18 protein-coding genes are annotated in these 19,147 nt (G+C 68.7%); 6 read left to right on the forward strand and 12 right to left on the reverse strand.

The features are described 5' to 3' along the window. The first annotated feature begins 136 nt into the window (after positions 1 to 136). From MLE18_RS11470 to MLE18_RS11480, 3 genes are read left to right on the forward strand one after another with little or no spacing between them, the layout of a single operon-like run. On the forward strand, positions 137 to 1,345 hold the full coding sequence (locus MLE18_RS11470) for an efflux RND transporter periplasmic adaptor subunit (protein ID WP_243438937.1): 1,209 nt from the start codon (positions 137 to 139) through the stop codon (positions 1,343 to 1,345). Next, positions 1,342 to 4,473: an efflux RND transporter permease subunit gene (locus tag MLE18_RS11475; protein WP_243438938.1), complete on the forward strand. Its 3,132-nt coding sequence runs from the start codon at positions 1,342 to 1,344 to the stop codon at positions 4,471 to 4,473. The genes MLE18_RS11470 and MLE18_RS11475 overlap by 4 nt, the downstream gene beginning before the upstream one ends. Continuing rightward, positions 4,463 to 4,924: a MarR family winged helix-turn-helix transcriptional regulator gene (locus MLE18_RS11480; protein WP_243438939.1), complete on the forward strand. Its 462-nt coding sequence runs from the start codon at positions 4,463 to 4,465 to the stop codon at positions 4,922 to 4,924. Before MLE18_RS11475 ends, MLE18_RS11480 begins: the two co-directional genes overlap by 11 nt. Before the next feature lie 86 nt (positions 4,925 to 5,010). On the opposite strand, the gene MLE18_RS11485 is transcribed toward MLE18_RS11480, so the two are convergent. The 5 genes from MLE18_RS11485 to MLE18_RS11505 all read right to left on the reverse strand — a co-directional run bounded on the left by MLE18_RS11485 (position 5,011) and on the right by MLE18_RS11505 (position 10,209). Then, entirely contained in the window at positions 5,011 to 6,096 is a 1,086-nt protein-coding gene (locus tag MLE18_RS11485; RefSeq protein WP_336605581.1) for an acyltransferase, read from the reverse strand. A gap of 200 nt (positions 6,097 to 6,296) precedes the next feature. Beyond that, positions 6,297 to 7,454 carry an MFS transporter gene (locus MLE18_RS11490; protein WP_243438941.1) on the reverse strand — a complete coding sequence of 386 codons (1,158 nt, stop codon included), beginning with the start codon at positions 7,452 to 7,454 and terminating at the stop codon, positions 6,297 to 6,299. Beyond that, positions 7,451 to 8,644, reverse strand: coding sequence for an MFS transporter (locus tag MLE18_RS11495; RefSeq protein ID WP_243438942.1), 1,194 nt, complete (start codon positions 8,642 to 8,644; stop codon positions 7,451 to 7,453). The genes MLE18_RS11490 and MLE18_RS11495 overlap by 4 nt, the downstream gene beginning before the upstream one ends. 21 nt (positions 8,645 to 8,665) lie before the next feature. Next, the gene (locus tag MLE18_RS11500) at positions 8,666 to 9,217 is read right to left on the reverse strand and encodes a ferredoxin domain-containing protein (RefSeq protein WP_243438943.1); all 552 of its coding nucleotides are present in this window, start codon (positions 9,215 to 9,217) and stop codon (positions 8,666 to 8,668) included. After that, on the reverse strand, positions 9,214 to 10,209 hold the full coding sequence (locus tag MLE18_RS11505; protein WP_243438944.1) for a chromate resistance protein ChrB domain-containing protein: 996 nt from the start codon (positions 10,207 to 10,209) through the stop codon (positions 9,214 to 9,216). The genes MLE18_RS11500 and MLE18_RS11505 overlap by 4 nt, the downstream gene beginning before the upstream one ends. A gap of 343 nt (positions 10,210 to 10,552) precedes the next feature. On the opposite strand from MLE18_RS11505, the gene MLE18_RS11510 reads away from it, so the two are divergent. After that, positions 10,553 to 10,873, forward strand: coding sequence for an HdeA/HdeB family chaperone (locus tag MLE18_RS11510; protein WP_272881622.1), 321 nt, complete (start codon positions 10,553 to 10,555; stop codon positions 10,871 to 10,873). Between the two features lie 85 nt (positions 10,874 to 10,958). Here the strand turns inward: MLE18_RS11510 and MLE18_RS11515 are convergent, their stop codons facing one another. The 5 genes from MLE18_RS11515 to MLE18_RS11535 all read right to left on the reverse strand — a co-directional run bounded on the left by MLE18_RS11515 (position 10,959) and on the right by MLE18_RS11535 (position 16,143). After that, entirely contained in the window at positions 10,959 to 12,410 is a 1,452-nt protein-coding gene (locus tag MLE18_RS11515; protein ID WP_243438946.1) for an outer membrane homotrimeric porin, read from the reverse strand. A 78-nt stretch (positions 12,411 to 12,488) separates the two neighbouring features. Continuing rightward, on the reverse strand, positions 12,489 to 13,316 hold the full coding sequence (locus MLE18_RS11520; protein WP_243438947.1) for a menaquinone biosynthetic enzyme MqnA/MqnD family protein: 828 nt from the start codon (positions 13,314 to 13,316) through the stop codon (positions 12,489 to 12,491). Then, positions 13,307 to 14,407 (reverse strand): cyclic dehypoxanthinyl futalosine synthase, encoded by a 1,101-nt coding sequence (mqnC, locus tag MLE18_RS11525; protein WP_243438948.1) that lies wholly within the window; start codon positions 14,405 to 14,407, stop codon positions 13,307 to 13,309. The genes MLE18_RS11520 and mqnC overlap by 10 nt, the downstream gene beginning before the upstream one ends. Further along, a complete protein-coding gene (mqnE, locus tag MLE18_RS11530) occupies positions 14,400 to 15,494 on the reverse strand; it encodes an aminofutalosine synthase MqnE (RefSeq protein ID WP_243438949.1) in 1,095 nt (364 codons plus the stop codon). The genes mqnC and mqnE overlap by 8 nt, the downstream gene beginning before the upstream one ends. After that, positions 15,487 to 16,143 carry a TetR/AcrR family transcriptional regulator gene (locus MLE18_RS11535; RefSeq protein ID WP_243438950.1) on the reverse strand — a complete coding sequence of 219 codons (657 nt, stop codon included), beginning with the start codon at positions 16,141 to 16,143 and terminating at the stop codon, positions 15,487 to 15,489. The genes mqnE and MLE18_RS11535 overlap by 8 nt, the downstream gene beginning before the upstream one ends. On the opposite strand from MLE18_RS11535, the gene MLE18_RS11540 reads away from it, so the two are divergent. After that, positions 16,142 to 17,038, forward strand: coding sequence for a 1,4-dihydroxy-6-naphtoate synthase (locus MLE18_RS11540; protein ID WP_243438951.1), 897 nt, complete (start codon positions 16,142 to 16,144; stop codon positions 17,036 to 17,038). The genes MLE18_RS11535 and MLE18_RS11540 overlap by 2 nt on opposite strands. Before the next feature lie 8 nt (positions 17,039 to 17,046). On the opposite strand, the gene MLE18_RS11545 is transcribed toward MLE18_RS11540, so the two are convergent. Both MLE18_RS11545 and MLE18_RS11550 read right to left on the reverse strand, forming a co-directional pair. Then, entirely contained in the window at positions 17,047 to 17,415 is a 369-nt protein-coding gene (locus MLE18_RS11545; RefSeq protein WP_243438952.1) for a hypothetical protein, read from the reverse strand. Next, the gene (locus MLE18_RS11550) at positions 17,412 to 18,209 is read right to left on the reverse strand and encodes a bestrophin-like domain (protein ID WP_243438953.1); all 798 of its coding nucleotides are present in this window, start codon (positions 18,207 to 18,209) and stop codon (positions 17,412 to 17,414) included. Before MLE18_RS11550 ends, MLE18_RS11545 begins: the two co-directional genes overlap by 4 nt. 77 nt (positions 18,210 to 18,286) lie before the next feature. Between MLE18_RS11550 and MLE18_RS11555 the strand changes: the two genes are divergently transcribed. Beyond that, positions 18,287 to 18,775, forward strand: coding sequence for a peroxiredoxin (locus MLE18_RS11555; protein WP_243438954.1), 489 nt, complete (start codon positions 18,287 to 18,289; stop codon positions 18,773 to 18,775). Positions 18,776 to 19,147 lie beyond the last annotated feature (372 nt).

Here is a 19,147-nt window from a genome sequence, read left to right on the forward strand (position 1 = left end):
CCCGCCTGATCGCTCGTGCCCCAAAATGTTGACATGCGCTGGCTCTTCGGCAATGCACTCGGTGCGTGTAGTGCTAATAATTAGTGCTCTAACAAAGCCGGCCGGGCAGATCCCGCCCGGCGCACCCGGAGGGCATATGTTTTCGAGAGTTTACCGGCAGCGCGCGTCCGCCATGTGGGCGCTGCTGACCCTGATTTCGGTGCTGTCCCTGGCCGGCTGCGGCAAGGATTCCCCGGCCCAGGCCCCTGGCGGGATGCCCCCGCCGGAGGTCGTGGCGGCCACCGTGACCCGCGCCGACCTGCCCCTGCACATCGAGTACATGGCCCAGACCGCCGGCTCGCGCGAGGTGCAGGTGCGGGCACGGGTGGGCGGCATCCTGCTCAAGCGCGCCTATGAGGAGGGCAAGCGCGTCAAGGAGGGCGACCTGATGTTCGTCATCGACCCCGCCCCCTTCCAGGCCGCGCTGACCCAGGCCAAGGGCGCGCTGGCCCAGGCCGAAGCCAGGCTGGCCAAGGCCCGGCGCGACCAGGAGCGCATGGCCAAGCTCTTCAAGGAGGGCGTGGTCAGCCAGAAGGACCGCGACGACGCCCAGACCGACCTGCAGACTTCCTCCGCCGAGGTGGACGCCGCCAAGGGCAAGGTGCGCGAGGCCGCGCTCAACCTGGAGTACACCAAGGTCACCGCGCCCATCACCGGCATCACCAGCAAGGAGACCCGCTCCGAGGGCAGCCTGGTGGTGGCCAACTCCGAGACCAGCCTGCTGACCACCATGACGCGGCTCGACCCCCTCTACGTGAACTTCTCCATCCCGGGCTCCGAGTTCTCCCGCATGCGCAAGCTGCGCGCCGAGAACAGGATCGCCTTCGACAACGGCGACTTCCTGGTGACCATCGCCCTGCCCGACGGCGGGCAGTACTCCCGCACCGGGCGCATCAACTTCACCGACACCAGCGTGGACACCAACACCGGCGTGGTCAAGGTGCGCGCCGAGTTCCCCAACCCCGAGGCCGAGGTGCTGCCCGGCCAGTTCGTGCGCGTGCGCCTGAACGGCGCCCGCCTCAAGGACGTGATCGCCATCCCGCAGGCCGCCGTGCTTCAGACCCAGCAGGGCGCGCTCGTGTGGGTGGTGGGGGCGGACAAGGTGGTGCAGCCCAGGCCCGTGGTCCTGGGCGAGCTGATGGGCAACTCCTACCTGGTGGAGAGCGGGCTTGAGCCGGGCGAGCGCATCATCACCGAGGGCGTGATCAAGGTGCGCCCCGGCGTGCAGGTCGCGGTGCGCGGCGACGCCCCGGCAGCCCAGGGCCAGGGTGGCCCGGCCCCGGCCGCCGCGCAGGGGGCCAAATGATCTCGCGCTTCTTCCTTTCGCGCCCGGTCTTCTCCACGGTAATCTCCCTGGTCATCATCCTGGCCGGGCTGGTGTCCCTGCGGGCGCTTCCCATCGCCCAGTACCCGGACATCATCCCGCCCGAGGTCCTGGTGGCCACGGCCTATCCCGGCGCCAGCCCGGAGATCATCGCCCAGACGGTCGCCGCCCCCCTGGAGCAGCAGATCAACGGCGTCGAGAACATGCTCTACATGCGCTCCACCAGCGCGGGCGACGGCTCCGTGACCATCGCCGTGGTCTTCGCCGTGGGCACCGACCCGAACCAGGCCACCATCAACGTCAACAACCGCGTGCAGGCGGCCCAGCCCTTCCTGCCCGACGACGTGCGCCGCCAGGGCGTCACGGTGACCAAGAAGTCCTCCAACATGCTCATGGTGCTCTCCATGGACTCGCCGGAGGGCCGCTACGACACCATCTTCGTCAGCAACTACGCCCTGGTGAACGTCATCGACGAGCTCAAGCGCGTGCCCGGCGTGGGCGACGCCATGATCTTCGGCGCCAAGGACTACTCCATGCGCATCTGGCTGCGCCCGGACAAGCTGGCCCAGCTCAAGCTGACCCCGGCCGACGTGGCCGCCGCCGTGCGGGAGCAGAACTCCCAGTACGCGGCCGGGCGCATCGGCGAGGAGCCGCAGCCCGCGCCCGTGGACGTCAACTACATGGTCATCACCCAGGGCCGCCTGGCCACGGCCGAGGAGTTCGAGAACATCATCCTGCGCGCCGACCCCGACGGCTCCACCCTGCGCCTGAAGGACGTGGCCCGCGTGGAGCTGGGCTCCAAGGACTACAGCTTCGTGGGCAAGCGCATGGGCCACCCCACGGTGCCCATGGGCATCTTCCTGGCCTCCGGGGCCAACGCCCTGGACACCGCCGACCGGGTCAAGGCCAAGATGGACGAGCTCTCCAAGCGCTTCCCCGAGGGCGTGGGCTACGCCATACCCTACGACACCACCACCTTCGTGCGCGTCTCCATCCACGAGGTGGTCAAGACCCTGGCCGAGGCCATGCTGCTGGTCTTCCTGGTGGTCTACCTCTTCCTGCAGAGCTTCCGGGCCACGCTCATCCCCTGCCTGGCCGTGCCGGTCTCCATCATCGGCACCTTCGCGGGCATGTACATGCTGGGCTTCACCATCAACACGCTCACGCTCTTCGGCATGGTGCTGGCCATCGGCATCGTGGTGGACGACGCCATCGTGGTGCTGGAGAACGTGGAGCGCATCATGCGGACGCAGGGGCTCGGCCCCAAGGAGGCCACGGCCAAGGCCATGGAGGAGGTGACCGGCCCGGTCATCGCCATCGTGCTGGTGCTCTGCGCCGTGTTCGTGCCCGTGGCCTTCCTGGGCGGGCTCACCGGCCAGATGTACAAGCAGTTCGCCATCACCATCGCGGTGTCGGTGGTCATCTCCGGCCTGGTGGCGCTCACGCTCACCCCGAGCCTGTGCGCCCTGCTGCTTAAGCCCGTGCATGAGGAGCCGAACCGCTTCTTCAGGGGCTTCAACGCCTGGTTCGACAGGATCACCTCCGGGTACTCCTCCGGGGTCGCCTTCCTGCTCAGGCGGGCCGGGGTCGCGGTGCTGCTGTTCGCGGTGCTGTGCGCCGGGGCCATGGCCCTGTTCCGCATGACGCCCTCGGGCATGCTCCCCGACGAGGACCAGGGCTACGCCCTGGCCGTGAACATCCTGCCCGACGGCGCGGCCCTGCACCACACCCTGGAGCTGAGCTCCCAGCTGGACAAGATGAACCTGCAGGACCCCGTGGTGCGCAGCAACATCACCTTCTCCGGCTACGACTTCCTCACCGGGGCGTCGCGCTCCAACTACTCCACCTCGTTCCTGGACCTCAAACCCTGGGATGAGCGCACCAAGCCGGGCGAGAGCTCCTTCGACCTGGTGGGCCGCATCTTCGGGCGCGGCATGGCCCTGCCCCGCGGCCTGACCCTGGCCTTCAACCCGCCGCCCATCCAGGGCATGAGCAGCACCGGCGGTTTCGAACTCTATATCCAGAACCGCGGCGAAGGCGACAGCAAGGCCCTGGCCGGCATGCTGGACAAGGTCATGGCCGAGGGCGCCAAGCATCCCGAGCTGGGCAGGCTCTCCACCACCTTCGGGGCCAACGTGCCGCAGCTGCGCGTCAACCTGGACCGCAACAAGGCCAAGGCCCTGGGCGTGCCGGTGAACGCCGTGTTCGAGGCCATGCAGGCCACCTTCGGGGCCTACTACATCAACGACTTCAACAAGTACGGGCGCACCTTCCGGGTCATGCTCCAGTCCGAGGCCAACTTCCGCGACCGCCCCGAGGGCCTGCGCGACGTGTACGTGCGCTCCCAGCGCGGCGAGATGATCCCCCTGACCGCCCTGGTGGACGTGCAGCTCACCAGCGGCCCCGAGGTGGTGGAGCGCTTCAACGTGTTCCCGGCGGCCAAGATCATGGGCGGCCCGGCCCCGGGCTTCAGCTCGGGCCAGGCCATCGCGGCCATGGAGAAGGCCGCCGCGGCCGCGCTGCCCCCGGAATACACCCTGGCCTGGACCGGCACCGCCTACCAGGAGAAGCTCACCGGCGGCACCTCCAGCCTGGTGTTCGTGCTGGCCATCGTCATGGTCTTCCTGATCCTGGCGGCCCAGTACGAGCGGTGGTCCCTGCCGGTGGCGGTGGTCCTGGCCGTGCCTTTCGCCATGTTCGGGGCCATCCTGGCCACCTGGGGCCGGGGCCTGATGAACGACCTCTACTTCCAGATCGCCCTGGTGACCCTGGTCGGCCTGGCGGCCAAGAACGCCATCCTCATCGTGGAGTTCGCCACGGCCCGCCAGAAGAAAGGTATGGACGCGGCCCAGGCCGCCCTGGAGGCCTCCAAGCTGCGCTTCCGCCCCATCATCATGACCTCCCTGGCCTTCGTGCTGGGCTGCCTGCCCCTGGCCGTCAGCTCCGGCGCGGGCGCGGCCAGCCGCCACGCCATCGGCACCGGCGTGGTGGGCGGCATGCTCGGGGCCACGGTCATCGCGCCGTTCTTCATCCCGGTGTTCTACAAGATCATCGTCAACCTGGGCGCGCGCCTGCGCTTCAAGGCCGGGGAGGCAAGCAATGGTCACTAGCTGCCGCTGGCGCGACGAGAACCGCGACCCCAGGCACATCGGCCTGACCATCTACGAGGTGTCGCGGGCCTGGAAGGCGCGCCTGGACGAGCTGTTCAAGCCCCTGGGCCTCTCCAGCGCCACCTGGACCGTGATCTGGGCTTTGGCCCTCAACGAGGAGGCCATGACCCAGCGTGAGCTGGCCCAGGCCGTGTTCGTGGAGTGCTCCTCCCTGGTGCGGCTGCTGGACAGGCTGGAGAAGGACGGCTGGGTGCGCCGCGTGAGCGACGCGGCGGACAGGCGCGTGAAGCGCGTGGTGCTCACGGAGAAGGCCGAGCCCGTGCTGGAGGAGTTCGAAAAGGTGGCCCACGGCTTCAGCGACTACGTGCTGGACGGCATCTCCCAGGGCAGGCTGGAGGCCGCCCACGGCGTGCTCATGGAGATCAAGCGCAAGTTGGACCGCAACGCCTGAGCCTCGCAGGCCTGAATAACGCGAAGCCCCCGCGCCGGAATACGGCGCGGGGGCTTTTTTTCAGCGTCAGCAGGTGTGAACGCGGCTCACGGCACGGCCCGGCGCAGCCAGGGCGTGCGCTGCAATCCCCAGGTCAGCAGGGCTGAGAGGATGAACACCACCAGTGCGGTGAGCAGCGGGCCAACCCAGGGGTTCACGGTGGTCCAGTCCAGCCCTTGCCCGGGCTGCACAAGCAGGGGCAGCGCGCCCGTGACCAGGAACAGTATCAGGGCGTGGGCCAGGAAGATGCCGAAGGAGAGTCGGCTCACGGTCTGGATGGCCTTGCTGGCGAAGCCCAGCCCGGCGCAGCCGTCCTGCTTGAAGAGCAGGAAGGCCGACACGGCCGCGAGCATCGAGAACGGCTGGTGGTAGTTGAAGAAGCTGTCGGGCAGCATGTCCGGTGATTTGTCGCAGACGTACTCGCCCACCACGTTCACCCCGGTGAAGGCCAGGAAGGCCAGGGCAAGCGTGACGCGCCCCCCCGGCACCCGCACCGTGCGCTGGTGCAGCACGTGGCCGAGCACGAAATATCCCAGGTAGTGGGGCATCACGGCGCTGGTCAGGAAGGTGTTCAGGTCGTGCTGCCAGAGCAGGCGGGTGGCCAGGTTCAGGGCGGTGATCCCGAAGAGGAGGCCCACGAACAGCGGGCCCAGGGGCGTTCGCGGGTCGGAGAAGGCGGGCTTGAGGAAGGGCACCATGAGGTACACCCCTGCGATCATGTACAGGAACCACAGCGGCCCGGCCCAGAGCCCGGTGAGCAGGCGCTTGCCGAAGCTGATCAGGTTGGGCGCGCTGGGCTCGACGATGCAGGTGGCAAGGTAATAGACGGCGGACCAGATCACCAGCGGCCAGGCGATCTTTGCGAAGCGCTTGCCGAAGAACTTGCCCAGGCGCAGCGGGCGCGGGTCGCCCAGGAGCAGCGCGCCGCTGATCATGATCAACGTAGGCACGCAGAACATGCACAGGGCGGAATAGATCAGCCCGGGCAGAAGTTCGGCCATGTCGGAGGAGCCGAGCAGAGGCATGGCGCAATGCAGCAGGACCACGCCCAAGATGCTGATGCAGCGAAGCGTGTCGAGATACAATACCCGTTGAGGTACCTGGTTCGTGGTGCAGGAGGTCATTCCAGTCATGAACAGGGGGTTATGAAAAATGTTTGGGGAACGCAAGCGCAATGCGCATCGTTAGAGACGAGGAAAGCAACGCTCGCGTTTCAATGCGGCAGGAATGAATCGGACGTCGGTGAGGCAACGTCCAGGGAAGGGGCCCGGCCTGGGAAACATCCGGCCGGACCCTTGGTGAACAGGGAGGGGGAGTCCGTCTCCAGCAGGAGCTACGTTGCGGCCCCTGGCTGCCGCGTGGCCCGGAAGACTCCGGCGGCGCAGGCCGCCAATACGGTCCCGCCCAGGACGAAGGCCCCGGCGCTTCCGGCCAGGGCGGCGGCCATGCCGCCCAGCAGGGGGCCGGTGCTGTGGCCGATGTCCATGATGGAGCCCAGGAGGCCCATGGCCGCGCCCCGGTGCTCGCGCGTGCTGGCGTCGGCCACGAAGGCCTGGCTGGCCGAGGTGGCCACGGAGAGGGCCAGGCCCAGGCCCACGGCCAGGACCGCCAGCCCGGCCAGGTTGCTGACCCAGGGCACGGCGGCGCAGCACAGGGCCGTGAGCGCCGCCCCCGTGAGCATCTGGCCCGTGCGGCCCGCGCGGTCGGAGAGGCGGCCGAAGAAGGGCTTGGTCAGGGCCACGGCCAGCACCTGGGCCGAGAACAGCGCCCCCGTGACCCAGGCCGGGTTGCCCCGCTCCAGGCTGACCAGGGGCAGGAAGGTCTCGAAGATGCCGTAGGCGAAGAGGATGCCGGCCTCCAGGACGCACCCGGCCAGGATGGAGCGGCTGGCCAGCGTCTCGCGCAGGCTCTGGAGCAGGGGCGGGCGCTGCCTGGGAGGGGATTTCTCCACCAGGGCGGGCAGCCGCCAGGAGATCAGGAACACGCCGATGCCCGCCACCCCGCAGAGCACGTACACCGCGTCGAAGCCCAGGCCCAGGGCCAGGCCGCCCAGCAGGGGGGCGATGAAGCGCCCCGCCAGCGTGGCCGAGGAGAACGCCCCCATCTTCTCGCCCCGGTCCTGCTGGTGGGCGTCGGCCACGGCGGCCATGGCCACGGGCAGGAAGATGCCGGTAGCCAGCCCGTGGTAGAAGCGGGCCAGGGCCAGGCCCCACACCCCGTCCACCAGCAGGTAGGCGAAGGGGGCGCTGGCGAACACCAGGGCGGAGAGCGCCAGCATGCGTCGCCGCCCGAAGGCGTCGGAGAGCAGCCCGCCCGGGATGCTGATGAGCACCCCGGCCAGCGGGGAGACGGCCCCCACCAGCCCGATGCCCTGCGGCCCGGCCCCCAAGTGGGCCGCGAAGAGCGGCAGCACCGGGTTCTTGGACATGGTGCTGGAGAGGATGGCCAGCAGCCCGGCCGCGCAGAGCATCCTGAAGGGCGAGAGCCTCATTGCTCGGCCTCCTCGGGCACCCTGGCCAGGAACAGGGGTATGGCGGCCAGCAGCACGCAGGCCATCAGCGGGAAGGTGGTCTTGTAACCCAGCCAGGCCACCAGCAGGCCCGAGAGGATGGGGCCGGAGGCGTGGCCCACGTCGAAGATGGTGCCGAAGGCGCCCATGGCCGAGCCGAAGTGGCGCTGGCGGCACATGTCAGCCACCAGGGCCGCAGAGGAGGAGGCCACCAGCGCTTCGCCCAGGCCGAAGACCAGGCAGGCGCAGGCCAGGCCCCAGAACCCGCCCTGGAAGGGGATCGCCGCGAAGGACAGCGCGCACAGGGCCAGCCCGCCCGCGATGAGCGGCCTGCGCCCGCGCGAGTCCGAGAAGCGGCCCATGAGCGGCTTGGAGAGCATGGTGGTGACGATCTGCACTCCCCAGAGCAGGCCCGCCTGGAACTCGGAGAGCCCGGCCACGGTGACGGCGTACACTGGCATGAATGCCTCCAGCGCGCCCATGGCCATGTTCTGCGCGGCCTCCACGCAGGAGGTTGTCACGATGCGACGGTCCGAGAGCACCTCGCGGATTCCTTCGGCGAAGCGGCTCAGCCGCTCGCGGAAGCCCAGGCCCTGCTCCACGTTCTCGTGGATGCCCAGGGTGCGCAGGCCCAGGATCAGCGCGGCCATGCCCGTGAGCGCGCTCAGGGCGAACACGGCCCGGAACTGCCAGAGCACGGGCCCGCCGGAGTGGCCCACGTCCAGGAGCAGGCCGCCGATGGGCGCGCCCAGCAGCCCGCCCACGATGCCCACGGAGCTGAACCAGGAGAGCATCTCGCCCTTGCGGGCCCCGGCGGCGTCCGCCACCACGGCCATGGCCACGGGTCCGTAGACCGCCGTGGCCAGGCCGTGCAGGAAGCGCACGACAAGCAGCGCCCCGTAGCTGTCGATGAACAGGTAGCAGAAGGGCATCACCCCGAACACGGTCAGCCCGGCCAGCATGGTGCGCCTGCGGCCCACCACGTCGGAGAGCGCGCCCGAGGGCAGCTTGAAGAAGATGCCCGTCACGGTGGAGATGCCCACGGCCAGGCCGATGGCCTCCGGGCCCGCGCCCAGGAACAGGGCGAAGAGCGGCAGCACGGGGTTGCGCGCCAACGCGTAGGAGAAGCGCGCCAGGAAGCCAACGGCGCAGAGGTTGCGGAAGGTGTTCATGGGTGTGCCTTGTGGCCGCTCCTAGTGCTTGGGCGCGGAGCGGTCGAAGTAGATGGACTTGCCGTGGAAGCCCACGGGGATGCCCATGACCACGCTGGCCTCGATGAAGCCCAGGGCCCGGGCCGCCGCCCCCACGCGCTGCTGCACGCGGTTGTCCAGGTTGAGCAGGGAGGCGGTCTTGGCGGCGGAGGCCAGGGCGCAGCCGATGTCCATCATGCGCATGACGCAGTGCGGGCCAGAGTAGCCCATGGGCGTCTCCGAGGTGGTGCGGGTCTGGGCGAAGTCCTTGCAGGTGGCGTGGCCGCAGGCCCCGCAGTCGTACCCGGCTGTTGGGGAACCGGACAGCCCCACCAGCACAAGGGCCTGGCATTTGGCGATGTTGTCGGCGTCGCGGAGCCAGTAGGCCTCGTTGCTGCTCTTGGGGGCGTAGTCGCGCATGGCCTGGGCGATGCGCTGCAGGTCCGCCTCCTGGCTGATCACGGCGATCTCCAGGAAGTCCTTGCCGCCCGCCTTGGGGGCGGTGCGGGCCGAGGCGGCCATCAGGTTGGCGACTTGGATGGCGGTGTCTTTCATGATGATTCTCCATTGGGGGTTTTGCAGGCCGCCAGCAGGGCGTCGAAGAACAGCATGGCCTGTTCCGTGCGGCGAAGGCTGTCCGGGTTGAGGCTCACGATCCCGTCCAGGGTGAGCTTCACTCCGGGGGCCTCGGGCGGTCCCGCGTCTGTTTCGTCCATGTCGATGGAGTGGATGATGTCGCGCAGGCGCGCGGGCAACTCACGCTCCAGCCTGAAGGATGCGCAAAGCACCTCGAAGGTGGTCATGCGGCCCACGTGGGTGAACTCGGCCTCGGCCATGTCGAAACGGACCACGCCGGGCTGGGCCTGGGGGCTTGAATCGGCGGGCGCGAATTCGAGGCCCGCCTCGGGGTCCACGAAGCGGCGCACCAGCCAGAAGGAGGCCAGGCGGTCGATGTAGGGGTCCTCGCGGGTGAGCCAGGTCTTGCCGCGCCAGTCGGCCGGGTCCTGGGCGGGCAGGACGCCGCCGTCCCGGTCCGCGCGCTTCCCCGAGCACAGGGCCTCGCCCTCCGCGGCCAGGGCGCGCACGCGCTCGCCGCGCCCCCCGGGGAAGAAGTCGATGGCCGCGAGGGCCTCGATGCGCTTCTCGATGCGCTTGAGCCCCGCCTTGCAGGCTTCCTTGCCCGATCCTGCATCGGCGTCCTCAGGGGCGTCCCGAACCGCGTCCAGCAGGGCGGTCAGCTCGCGCTCAAGGGCGGCCCAGTCGGCGTCGCGGGCCTGGGTGAACAGCCGGGCCAGCTGCGCGCCGGTCATGTTGGAGGGCGGGGCCGTCTCCAGGAAAAGTGCCTCGCCGCCCAGGCCCTCCACCTCCTTGACCAGCCAGGTCAGCTGCTCGTGGTGGCGCGTGCTGGCGGGCAGGGCGTAGAAGGCGTTCTTGACGAGCACCGCCCCCATGGAGTTGAGGCGCCGCCAGACACGCATCCGGGCGGTCTGGCTGCGGGCCGAGAGCGTGAACGAGAAGAAGTACCAGCGAAAGTTGACGTAGCTCATGTGACATAAAATGTCACAGGTATAACAAATGTCAAGCCGGGGGAGTCGAAAAAAACTCGCGTCATCCGGGAATCCAGGCGGCGCGTCCTGCGCCATGTGCGTTCCGGCAGAGGGGGCGGCGGACCCGTGGCGCGGAGGAAGTTCCGCACCCACGAGGGATCACCCCGGGGGGTGAGCTTGTCGTCATGCGGTTCTGGAAGCGCCGCGCCCAGGGATCGCCTGTGGACGGCCCTGTGGTATTGCAGTAGCGGTAACTAGCTAGGGCGGCACGCAAAGTCATTGCCGCAGGGCTGGAATGACCTTCGTATGTGCGGAATAACCAGAAACCAAAGGGAAGGTGGTCATGAGGTCATTTTTGTTCGGTGCCGTTGTAATCTGTCTGATGGCAGCGCCGGTCATGGCCAAGAAGAGCGCGCAGCCGCAGAACATCGATTTCGGGAGCTACACCTGCTCGGAGTTCCTGCAGGAGGTCTCCACCTCCGACGCCGAGACGGCCGGCTTCATCCTCATGTGGCTGGACGGCTACCTGAGCGGCGTCAGCGGGGACAACGTGCTCAACTGGAAGAATCTGGACATCTTCACGGACAAGTTCCTGAATTATTGCACCGCCCACCCCAAGGCCAACATGCTCGAAGCGGCCAAGAAGGTGGGAATCTCGCGCTAGCCCCTTCAGGTCGGCACATAACAGGAAAAGGGCCTCCGGATCGCTCCGGGGGCCCTTTCGATGTTCCTGGCTCGCGGCGCGGCCGCTAGAACTTGTACTTGATTCCGGTCATCACCTTGAAGGCGTCGCCCCTGCGCGCGGCTTCGGTGAAGCGGTGGCCCCAGACCGAGGTCTGGAAGCTGCCGTGGGACCAGCCCGTATCCAGGATCAGGGCGAGGTTGGAGTAGATGTCGTACTGATTGTCCAGGCTTATGCCCACAGCGTACTCCTTGTCGCTCAGGTCGCGGCCCATCTGCACGTAGTTGCCCGTGCCCTGGCTGGCGTTGGCGGCGCGCAGGGCGGCGGGGCTGTTGGTGCCGTGGGCGTAGCTCACGGTGATCCTGTGGGTGAGGTTCTGCATGAAGGAGATCTTGTCCAGGGCGGCCACGAAGCCGTAGGCGCCCACGGGGTTGATGTTCATGAACTCGTTGTTGAAAGGCTGGTCGCCGTCGAAGAGGAAGGAGTTGGACGGGCACCAGTAGTCCACCACCGAGGGCAGCCGCTCCGAGCCGTTGCGCGCGGAAGAATCCTCGCCGGGGGAGTACCAGATGGTCAGCTGCGGGGTCACGCTCGCGAACCCGGTGTATTCGGCAGCCAGATCGACGAACAGGCCGTGGCGGCGGAACCTGGCCCGGTCGGTGTCGTTGCCGGACCCGTAGACCACGTCGGCGTAGAACTTGAACGGGTCCAGGGCGGTGAGGGCGAAGGTGGAGCCAACCCACCAGTAGGCGTTCTGCGAGTTGCGCCAGGTGGCCGCCGTGCCCATGGACGCGGCGGAGAGCAGGTTGGTGGCCAGGGTCTCGTTGGAGTAGCCGCCGTTGCCCACCTGCACGGAGCCGTAGCCCGCGTTGCGCCCGGCCACGGCCAGCATGGCCCAGGGCGTGGCCTGGAAGCCCTCCAGCGTAACGGGCAGGGTCAGGATGTAGCCGTCAAGCTCGTCGGGAACCTGGGTGGTGGTCAGGTCGAAATCCTTGTTGGCGTCCAGCAGCCGGGTGAAGCCGCCCACCAAGGAGAACTGCTCGGAGAAGGGCAACTTGACCATGGCCGCCGTGGTGCGGGTGCCGCCGAACACGGGGTTGGCGTCCAGCCAGCCGGCGGAGGTGGGCAGCTCCATGTCCTGCTGGCCCACGGTGAACTCCACCTGCGTGCCGGGCAGGCGGAACTGCATGTAGGCCTGGTAGACCTTCAGCACGGTGGTGGGGTTGTCCACGGTGAAGGTGCTGGCGCCCCAGGGGATGTCGCCGCTCTTCCAGGAGAGGCGGAACCTCAAGGCCTCGTTGGCGATGAAGTCGGCGCGCACGCGCACGCGCTCGAACACGGTGAAGGCGTCCTGGGTGCGGGTGCCGTTGTAGTTCCATCCGGTGTACTGCGGCTTTTGCCAGAACGCGCCGTAGACGCGCACGTCGCCGGAAAGCTTGACCTCGGTGGCTGAGGCGGCGGCCGCCAGGGTGCATACGAGGCAGAGGGCAAGGGCGAGGCTGCGGAGGATGCGGTGCATGGCCGGGGGCTCCTGTGTAATTCGGATGGCCCCTGGTGTACGTTCCTTCGCTGGGCGAAGCAAGCCCGCAGAGGCCCGTCAGCCCAGGATTTCCAGCCTGGGGGCGCGGGGAATCACCCCGTGCTCGGCCATGCTGGCGAAGAAGCGGTTCAGGCCCTCCTGCTCGGGCGCGCCCAGCTCGTAGCTCAGGTGGTCGAAGTAGTTGCGCAGCTGGGACCTGGTCATGCGGGTGTGGGCCAGGCTGGCCAGCTCCACCACCTTGTCGATGGCGGCCACTCCGGCCTCCTTGGAGCGGCGCAGCAGGGCGGCAGCGGCCAGCATCCCGGCGCGGTCCGCATTCCAGGATTCGCGCCTGGCCACCCAGACCCCGAACACGAAGGGCAGGCCGGTCCAGTCGCGCCAGAGTTCGCCCAGGTCGATCTGAAAGGGGAAGCGCTCGTCCGAGCGCAGGCTGAGCGCCTCGTCCCCGATGGCCAGGACGGCCTGCGGCGTCGCGCCCGCGTCAAGCGACTCCCGGATGGAGCCGGGCGCGGCCAAGAATTGCGGCCGGATGCCGTATACGTCGCTCAGCGCGATGCGCAGGAGCACGGCCGAGGTGTGCGTCTCCGCCGTGACCAGCACGGACTTGTCCCCCAGGGTCTCCGGGGCCACGCGGGAGAGCAGCAGCACGCTCTTCACCGGCCCCTTGCTGCCGATGGCCAGGTCCGGCAGGAGCAGGTAGCGCTCGGGGTTGCGGGCGTACTCCACCGAGGAGCAGGAGGAGATGTCCAGCCCGCCCGCCCGGGCCAACTCGTTGAGCGCGGCCGGGGGGCCCTGCACGAACTCGAAGCCGTGCTCCATCCAGCCCGCCTCCAGGGGCAGGTAGATGGGCAGGACGTTCAGGTAGCTGATGCGGCCTACGCGCACGGGGCCTGTTCCTCGAAGGGGGAGTAGTCCATGGACCGGCGCAGCGGCGCGAAGCCCGCGGCCGCGATGGCATCCCTGACCCCGGCTTCGTCCATGCGGAAGCGCACCCCGGCGGCGGCCACCACGTTTTCCTCGATCATGGTGGAGCCGAAGTCGTTGGCCCCGTGCCAGAGCGAGGCCTGGGCGATCTCGCGGCCCATGGTCACCCAGGAGGCCTGGAGGTTGGGGATGTTGTCCAGCACCAGGCGCGAGACGGTCAGCACGCGCAGGTACTCCTGCGGGGAGCACTTCCTGCCGCCCAGGGCAGTGTTGTCGGGCTGGAAGCCCCAGGGGATGAAGGCCGTGAAGCCGCGCGTCTCGTCCTGCAATTCGCGCAGGGCGGTCATGTGGCCGATGCGCTCCTCCCAGGTCTCCACGTGGCCGAACATCATGGTGGCCGTGGTGCGCAGCCCCTGCAGGTGGGCCTGGCGCATCACGTCGAGCCACTGGGCCGTGGAGCACTTGGCCGGGGCCACCAGGGAGCGCACGCGGTCCGAGAGGATCTCCGCGCCCCCGCCGGGGATGGAGGCCAGCCCGGCCTCGCGCAGCCGCGAGATGACCTCGGCCACGCTAACGTCGGACATGTAGGCGAAGTAGACGATCTCCGGGGGCGAGAAGGCGTGGATGTGGATTTGCGGGTATTTGGCGCGGATGAAGCGCAGCAGGGACTCGTAGTAGACCAGGCCCATCTCCGGGTTGTGCCCGCCCTGCAGGAGGATCTGCCTGCCGCCCAGGGCCAGGGTCTGCTCGATCTTCTGGGAGAGTTCGTCGCGGGTCAGCACGTAGCCGCCGGGCACGCCCGGGGCCTTGAAGAAGGCGCAGAAGCGGCAGCCGCACTGGCAGATGTTGGTGGAGTTGATGTTGCGGTCCACCACGTAGGTCACCACCGGCTCGGGGTGCAGGCGCAGGCGCACGGCGTGGGCCAGGCTGCCCAGCAGGGGCAGGCTGGCCTCCCGGGACAGGAGCAGGGCTTGGTCAGCGTCCAGGCGCTCGCCCGCGCGCACGGCCTCGGCAACGGCCAGAACCTTTTCGGAATCAAACATCTCAGACATCGCTCTGCTCCCTGAAGAGGCCGTCGCGGCGTATGGGGGTGAAGCCGCTTTGGCGGATGGCCTCCTCCAGTTCGGCGGTGGTCAGGGCCTGGGCGGAGTCGCTGCCCGCGTCGTGGCCGATGCGCTCCTCCACCACGGTGCCGTCCAGGTCGTCCGCGCCCCAGGAGAGGCACAGCTGCGAGAGCTTGAGCCCCAGCATCACCCAGTAGGCCTTGATGTGCGCGAAGTTGTCCAGCATGAGCCGGGCCACGGCCATGGTGCGCAGCACGTCCATGGCGGAGGGGCCGCTGGCTTCGGCGCCCAGCGGGTTGTTGCCGGGAAGGTAGGGCAGGGGGATGAAGCAGACGAAGCCGCCCGAGGCGTCCTGCTGGCGGCGCAGGGCGTCCATGTGCTCCAGCCGGTCCCGGGTGGACTCCAGGTGCCCGAAGAGCATGGTGGCGTTGGAGCGCAGCCCGGCCTTGTGGGCCAGGCCCATGACCTCCAGCCAGCGCTCGCCCCCGATCTTCTCGGGGCACAGCGCGTTGCGCGGGCCGCTGGCGAATATCTCCGCGCCGCCGCCGGGCAGCATGTCCACGCCCGCGGCCTTGAGCCGGGTCAGCACCTCGGAGGCGTCCAGCCCGGCCATTGTGGCCAGGTGGTCGATCTCCACGGCGGTAAGGGCTTTGATGGAAGCTTTCGGATAGGCGGCGCGCACGCGTGCGGCCAGGTCTTCATAGTAGGGCAGGCCCAGCTCCGGGTGGCAACCGCCCACGATGTGGATCTCGTCCAGCGGCCCGGCGGCGGCCAGCTTGGCCAGGGCGTCGTCCGCCGTGAGCACGTAGGCCCCCTCCTGTCCGGGGTCGCGCCGGTAGGCGCAGAAGCGGCAGCGGTTCACGCAGACGTTGGTGGGGTTCACGTGGCGGTTGATCACGTAGCGCGCCGTGTCGCCGTGCAGCCGGGTGCGCACGTGCATGGCCAGGGCTGCCGGAACGTGCGGGTCGGGGCAGTCGTAGAGGGCCTGGCCCTCGTCCAGGCTCAGGCGCTCGGCGGCGAGCACCTTGTCAAGCACTGGGCCGAGCCCGAGCGATTCGATGTGGCGTCTATCCAACGGTGAAACCTCCAGCCAGCATCCTGGCCAGCCTCGCGGCTGTCAGGCGCGACGTTTCAGGGTCGTCCAGCCCGAAGGTCGGGCCGATCTGCGGTCCGGAATCCATGCCGGGCGCGGCCTGGAGCTGCACGAAGCGCTCCAGCACGGCGTCGGCCATAAACACGGCCAGGGGCACGTCCAGGCCCGGGGGCAGCTCGCCCGCCGCCTTGGCCTGCTCGATGATGGGGGTGAGGAAGCGCGCCGAGAGGGCGCGCACCTGCGCCAGCAGGCGCTCGCGCAGGGGGAAGTCCTCGTTGAAGAGCATCTTGAGGTAGATGCGGTAGATGTTGGGGTGGCTGCGGGCGAACTGCGCGCCCACCAGCAGCACGCGCTCCAGGCGCTCGGCCAGGGGGAGCCCGGCGGTTTCGTCGCGGGCCTGGCGCAGGGAGCCGGAGAGCAGCTCCACCGAGCCGGTGAACACCTGGGCGAACAGGCCTTCCTTGTTGCCGAAATACTTGAAGATGGAGCCCTTGGCGATGCCCAGGCGGGCCGCCAGCCGGTTCATGCTGGCCCCCAGGAAGCCGTGGCGGGCGAACTCGCTGGAGGCCTCCTCCAGCACGCGCCGCTGCTTGTCGGGGGGAATGTTGCGGAAGGTGTCGCTTGCGTCCATGATTGTTCCGATCTATGATGACCAGGTGGTCACCGATACCCCCCAAGCCCCCCTTCGTCAACTGAGTCTGGGCATCTCGCCGTGCCCCAACGACACGTTCATCTTCCACGCGCTCATCCACGGCCTGGCCCCACGCCAGCCGGGGTTCGGCCTGTCGCGCCTGGTGATGGCCGACGTGGAGGAGTTGAACAACCTGGCCGCCCAAGGCGCGCTGGACGTGGTGAAGATCTCGCTGGCGGCCATCCCGGACGCGGCCCCGCACTACCGGCTGCTGCCCTGCGGCGGGGCGCTCGGGCGCGGCTGCGGCCCCCTGCTGGTGGCCCGGGCCGACCGCGACCCGGACATGCCGTTCACGACCCTGGCCCTGCCCGGGGCGCGCACCACGGCGGCGCTCTTGGCCTCCCTGGCCGGGGTGCCGGGCCAGCGCGTGCAGCTGCGTTACGACGAGGTGATGCCCGCCGTGGCCCGTGGCGAGGTGGACGCCGGCGTGGTCATCCACGAGGGGCGCTTCACCTACGCGGACCTGGGGCTCAAGCTGGTGATGGATTTCGGCGAGTGGTGGGAGACAGCCTACGGCCTGCCGCTGCCTCTGGGCGTCATCGCCGTGCGGCGCGACATGGAGCAGCAGACCGTGGCCCTGGTGGAGGCGGCCATCAAGGCCAGCCTGGCCCACGCCTGGGACAATCCGCAGGACAGCGCGGGCTTCGTGGCCGAGAACGCGCAGGAGCTTTCGCCGGAGGTCACGGCGGCGCACATCGCCACCTTCGTCACGGCCTTCAGCATGGACGTGGGGCAGGAGGGCCGTCAGGCCATCGAGGCCCTTGCCGCCGAGGCCATGCGCCAGGCCGGAAAGCCCATGCCCGAGGGCGGGCTGTTCACGCCCTCAGCCGAGTGAAGGGGCCGTCAGGCCTCTTGGGAAATCACGCGCCCGCCGTCCCGCTCCGGGGCGGCCTGCCTGCCCCTGGCCAGGATGGCGTCAGGGTTGTCCGCGCCTGCGGCCGCGGCTTGTCTGCCCCGCTCCAGCACGGCGTCCGGGGCGTCCGCGCCTGCGGCCGCGGCCTGTCTGCCTCGTTCCAATACGGCGTCGGGCAGGTCCGTCTCCAATACTCCTGACATATCGCTTGTTCGCATGGGCGTATGTATTTTGTCCGGCATTTCGGCCGTGTTTTCGGTGGGGATGTCCTGGTGTCCGGCCAGGCGCTGCATCTTGAACATGTCGTACGCCGGCATGGCACCGGCGTAGCGCAGGAAGCCGCGGTCGAGGCTCCTCACGGCGCGGCCCCCGCAAGGGTGAGCATGGCGGCGTGGACATCCGTGAAGGGTCTGGAGGCGATGGTGATGATCCCGGAGAAGGGCGTGTCGATATCCTGGATGAAGAACAGGCAGGAGAGGATCAGGAAAATCATGATCACCTCCATGCACACCTGCGACCTTGTCTGCTCCGGGTTGCACAGAAACAGCCCCAGGAGCACGGCCAGGGCCCCGAAAATCAGGATCACCCAGATGGGCGCGTACAGGTTGCCCTGCAGGGCCTGCTCGCGCAGCTGGCGGTTGCGGCTGACCTCAGACAGGGCGTTGCCCACGGCGGTGTAGAGGGAGATGTCGCCCTTGTCCACGGGCTTCACGGCGACGAACGCCCTCCAGGACTCGGAGAGCTGTTCGGAGGCGTGCAGGCTCATGGTGTTGGAGGCGTTCATGGTCTTCCATTCGTCGTCCACCACGCTCCTGGCGTAGGCCATCAGCCCGGAACGGAACGCGCCGGACCCGTCCAGGGCCAGGGAGAGGCGGTAGGTGGTCAGCAGGGCTCCTGCCTCCTGCACCACGCAGCTTTTGGTCGCGGTGTAGTTGGACCAGAGCGTCACGATGGAAAAACCGAGGAAGAACGCATACATGGAAGCGAAGAGGGAGAAGATTTCCGGGGCGAAGCGGTGATCCTTGCGCGGGGAGCGGGCCAGGGTCCTGCCGCGCAGCAGATACAGCAGGGCGGACATCGCCAGCGACGCGGCCAGGATGAGCCCGAATACGACCTTGTACTGGTCGCCGAAATTTTGGAAACTCTCCAGCATCGAAGCCATCATAGCGTCAGGCCGTCCGGAATGGAAGACCCGGCGGCGCGGCCACGCAACCATGAGGAGAAAACAATATGAGCAGCCTTGAAACGAGCGCGCCTGCGCCGAAGATCGAACTGGACGCGCTGCTGCCCACGCGGGACGAGAAGCGCCTGAGCCTGGCCGACATGGCCGGGAAGTGGGTGGTGGCCTACATCTACCCCAAGGACTCCACCCCGGGCTGCACCGTCGAGGCGCAGGAGTTCACGGCCCTGGCGGGCGAGTTCGAGAAGCTCGGCGCCGTGGTCTGGGGCATCTCACGCGATTCAATCAAGGCCCACCGCAACTTCATGGGCAAGAACGGGCTGGGCGTGGCCCTGCTCTCCGACCCGTCGCTTGAGACCATCAAGGCCCTGGGCGGCTGGGGGACCAAGAAGGTCTGCGGCAAGGAGTGCGAGGGCGTGATCCGCTCCACGGTGCTTGTCGGGCCCGACGGCACGGTGGCCCGGCGCTGGCCCAAGGCATCCAGCAAGGGGCACGCCCAGGAAGTGCTGGACGCCCTGCGGGAGCTGGCCGGGAAATAGCCCTCCTTTGCCGGAGGATCGCTCTCTTCACGCAGGGGCCGAGCCCTCCCCAGCGGGAAGCCGGGGATGTATTTGAAGAACATCCTCCGGCTCCCCGTTCGGGAGGGCTCGGCCCCTGCTGTCGCTTCGCGGCTTGTGGATGCTTGCGCCCCCGGCGCGAAGCCGAAATGGAGTCCAGAGGGCCGAAGGCCCTTTGGTGGGAGTGTGCAGAGAGGGCGGAGCCCTCTTTGCCCGCCGGAGGCATCTTCAAACCCGGCAGGCGCAGGAGGAGAAGAAGCCTCCGGCGGGGGGGGGGGGGGGCGGCCGGGGGGGGACCGGCGCGCCAACCGCGGGGGGGGGGGGGGGGGGGGGGGGGGGGGGGGGGGGGGGGGG

This window comes from Fundidesulfovibrio soli (genome assembly GCF_022808695.1).
Taxonomy (GTDB): Bacteria; Desulfobacterota; Desulfovibrionia; order Desulfovibrionales; family Desulfovibrionaceae; genus Fundidesulfovibrio; species Fundidesulfovibrio soli.

Coding starts and splice junctions, on each gene's coding strand:
- mqnC (WP_243438948.1), bottom strand. CDS start 14,407: ATGTCTGAGATGTTTGATTCCGAAAAGGTTCTGGCCGTTGCCGAGGCC.
- MLE18_RS11510 (WP_272881622.1), top strand. CDS start 10,553: ATGAGGTCATTTTTGTTCGGTGCCGTTGTAATCTGTCTGATGGCAGCG.
- MLE18_RS11475 (WP_243438938.1), top strand. CDS start 1,342: ATGATCTCGCGCTTCTTCCTTTCGCGCCCGGTCTTCTCCACGGTAATC.
- MLE18_RS11480 (WP_243438939.1), top strand. CDS start 4,463: ATGGTCACTAGCTGCCGCTGGCGCGACGAGAACCGCGACCCCAGGCAC.
- MLE18_RS11470 (WP_243438937.1), top strand. CDS start 137: ATGTTTTCGAGAGTTTACCGGCAGCGCGCGTCCGCCATGTGGGCGCTG.
- MLE18_RS11485 (WP_336605581.1), bottom strand. CDS start 6,096: ATGACTGGAATGACCTCCTGCACCACGAACCAGGTACCTCAACGGGTA.
- MLE18_RS11540 (WP_243438951.1), top strand. CDS start 16,142: ATGATTGTTCCGATCTATGATGACCAGGTGGTCACCGATACCCCCCAA.
- MLE18_RS11555 (WP_243438954.1), top strand. CDS start 18,287: ATGAGCAGCCTTGAAACGAGCGCGCCTGCGCCGAAGATCGAACTGGAC.
- MLE18_RS11500 (WP_243438943.1), bottom strand. CDS start 9,217: ATGAAAGACACCGCCATCCAAGTCGCCAACCTGATGGCCGCCTCGGCC.
- MLE18_RS11535 (WP_243438950.1), bottom strand. CDS start 16,143: ATGGACGCAAGCGACACCTTCCGCAACATTCCCCCCGACAAGCAGCGG.
- MLE18_RS11550 (WP_243438953.1), bottom strand. CDS start 18,209: ATGCTGGAGAGTTTCCAAAATTTCGGCGACCAGTACAAGGTCGTATTC.
- MLE18_RS11495 (WP_243438942.1), bottom strand. CDS start 8,644: ATGAACACCTTCCGCAACCTCTGCGCCGTTGGCTTCCTGGCGCGCTTC.
- MLE18_RS11490 (WP_243438941.1), bottom strand. CDS start 7,454: ATGAGGCTCTCGCCCTTCAGGATGCTCTGCGCGGCCGGGCTGCTGGCC.
- MLE18_RS11515 (WP_243438946.1), bottom strand. CDS start 12,410: ATGCACCGCATCCTCCGCAGCCTCGCCCTTGCCCTCTGCCTCGTATGC.
- MLE18_RS11505 (WP_243438944.1), bottom strand. CDS start 10,209: ATGAGCTACGTCAACTTTCGCTGGTACTTCTTCTCGTTCACGCTCTCG.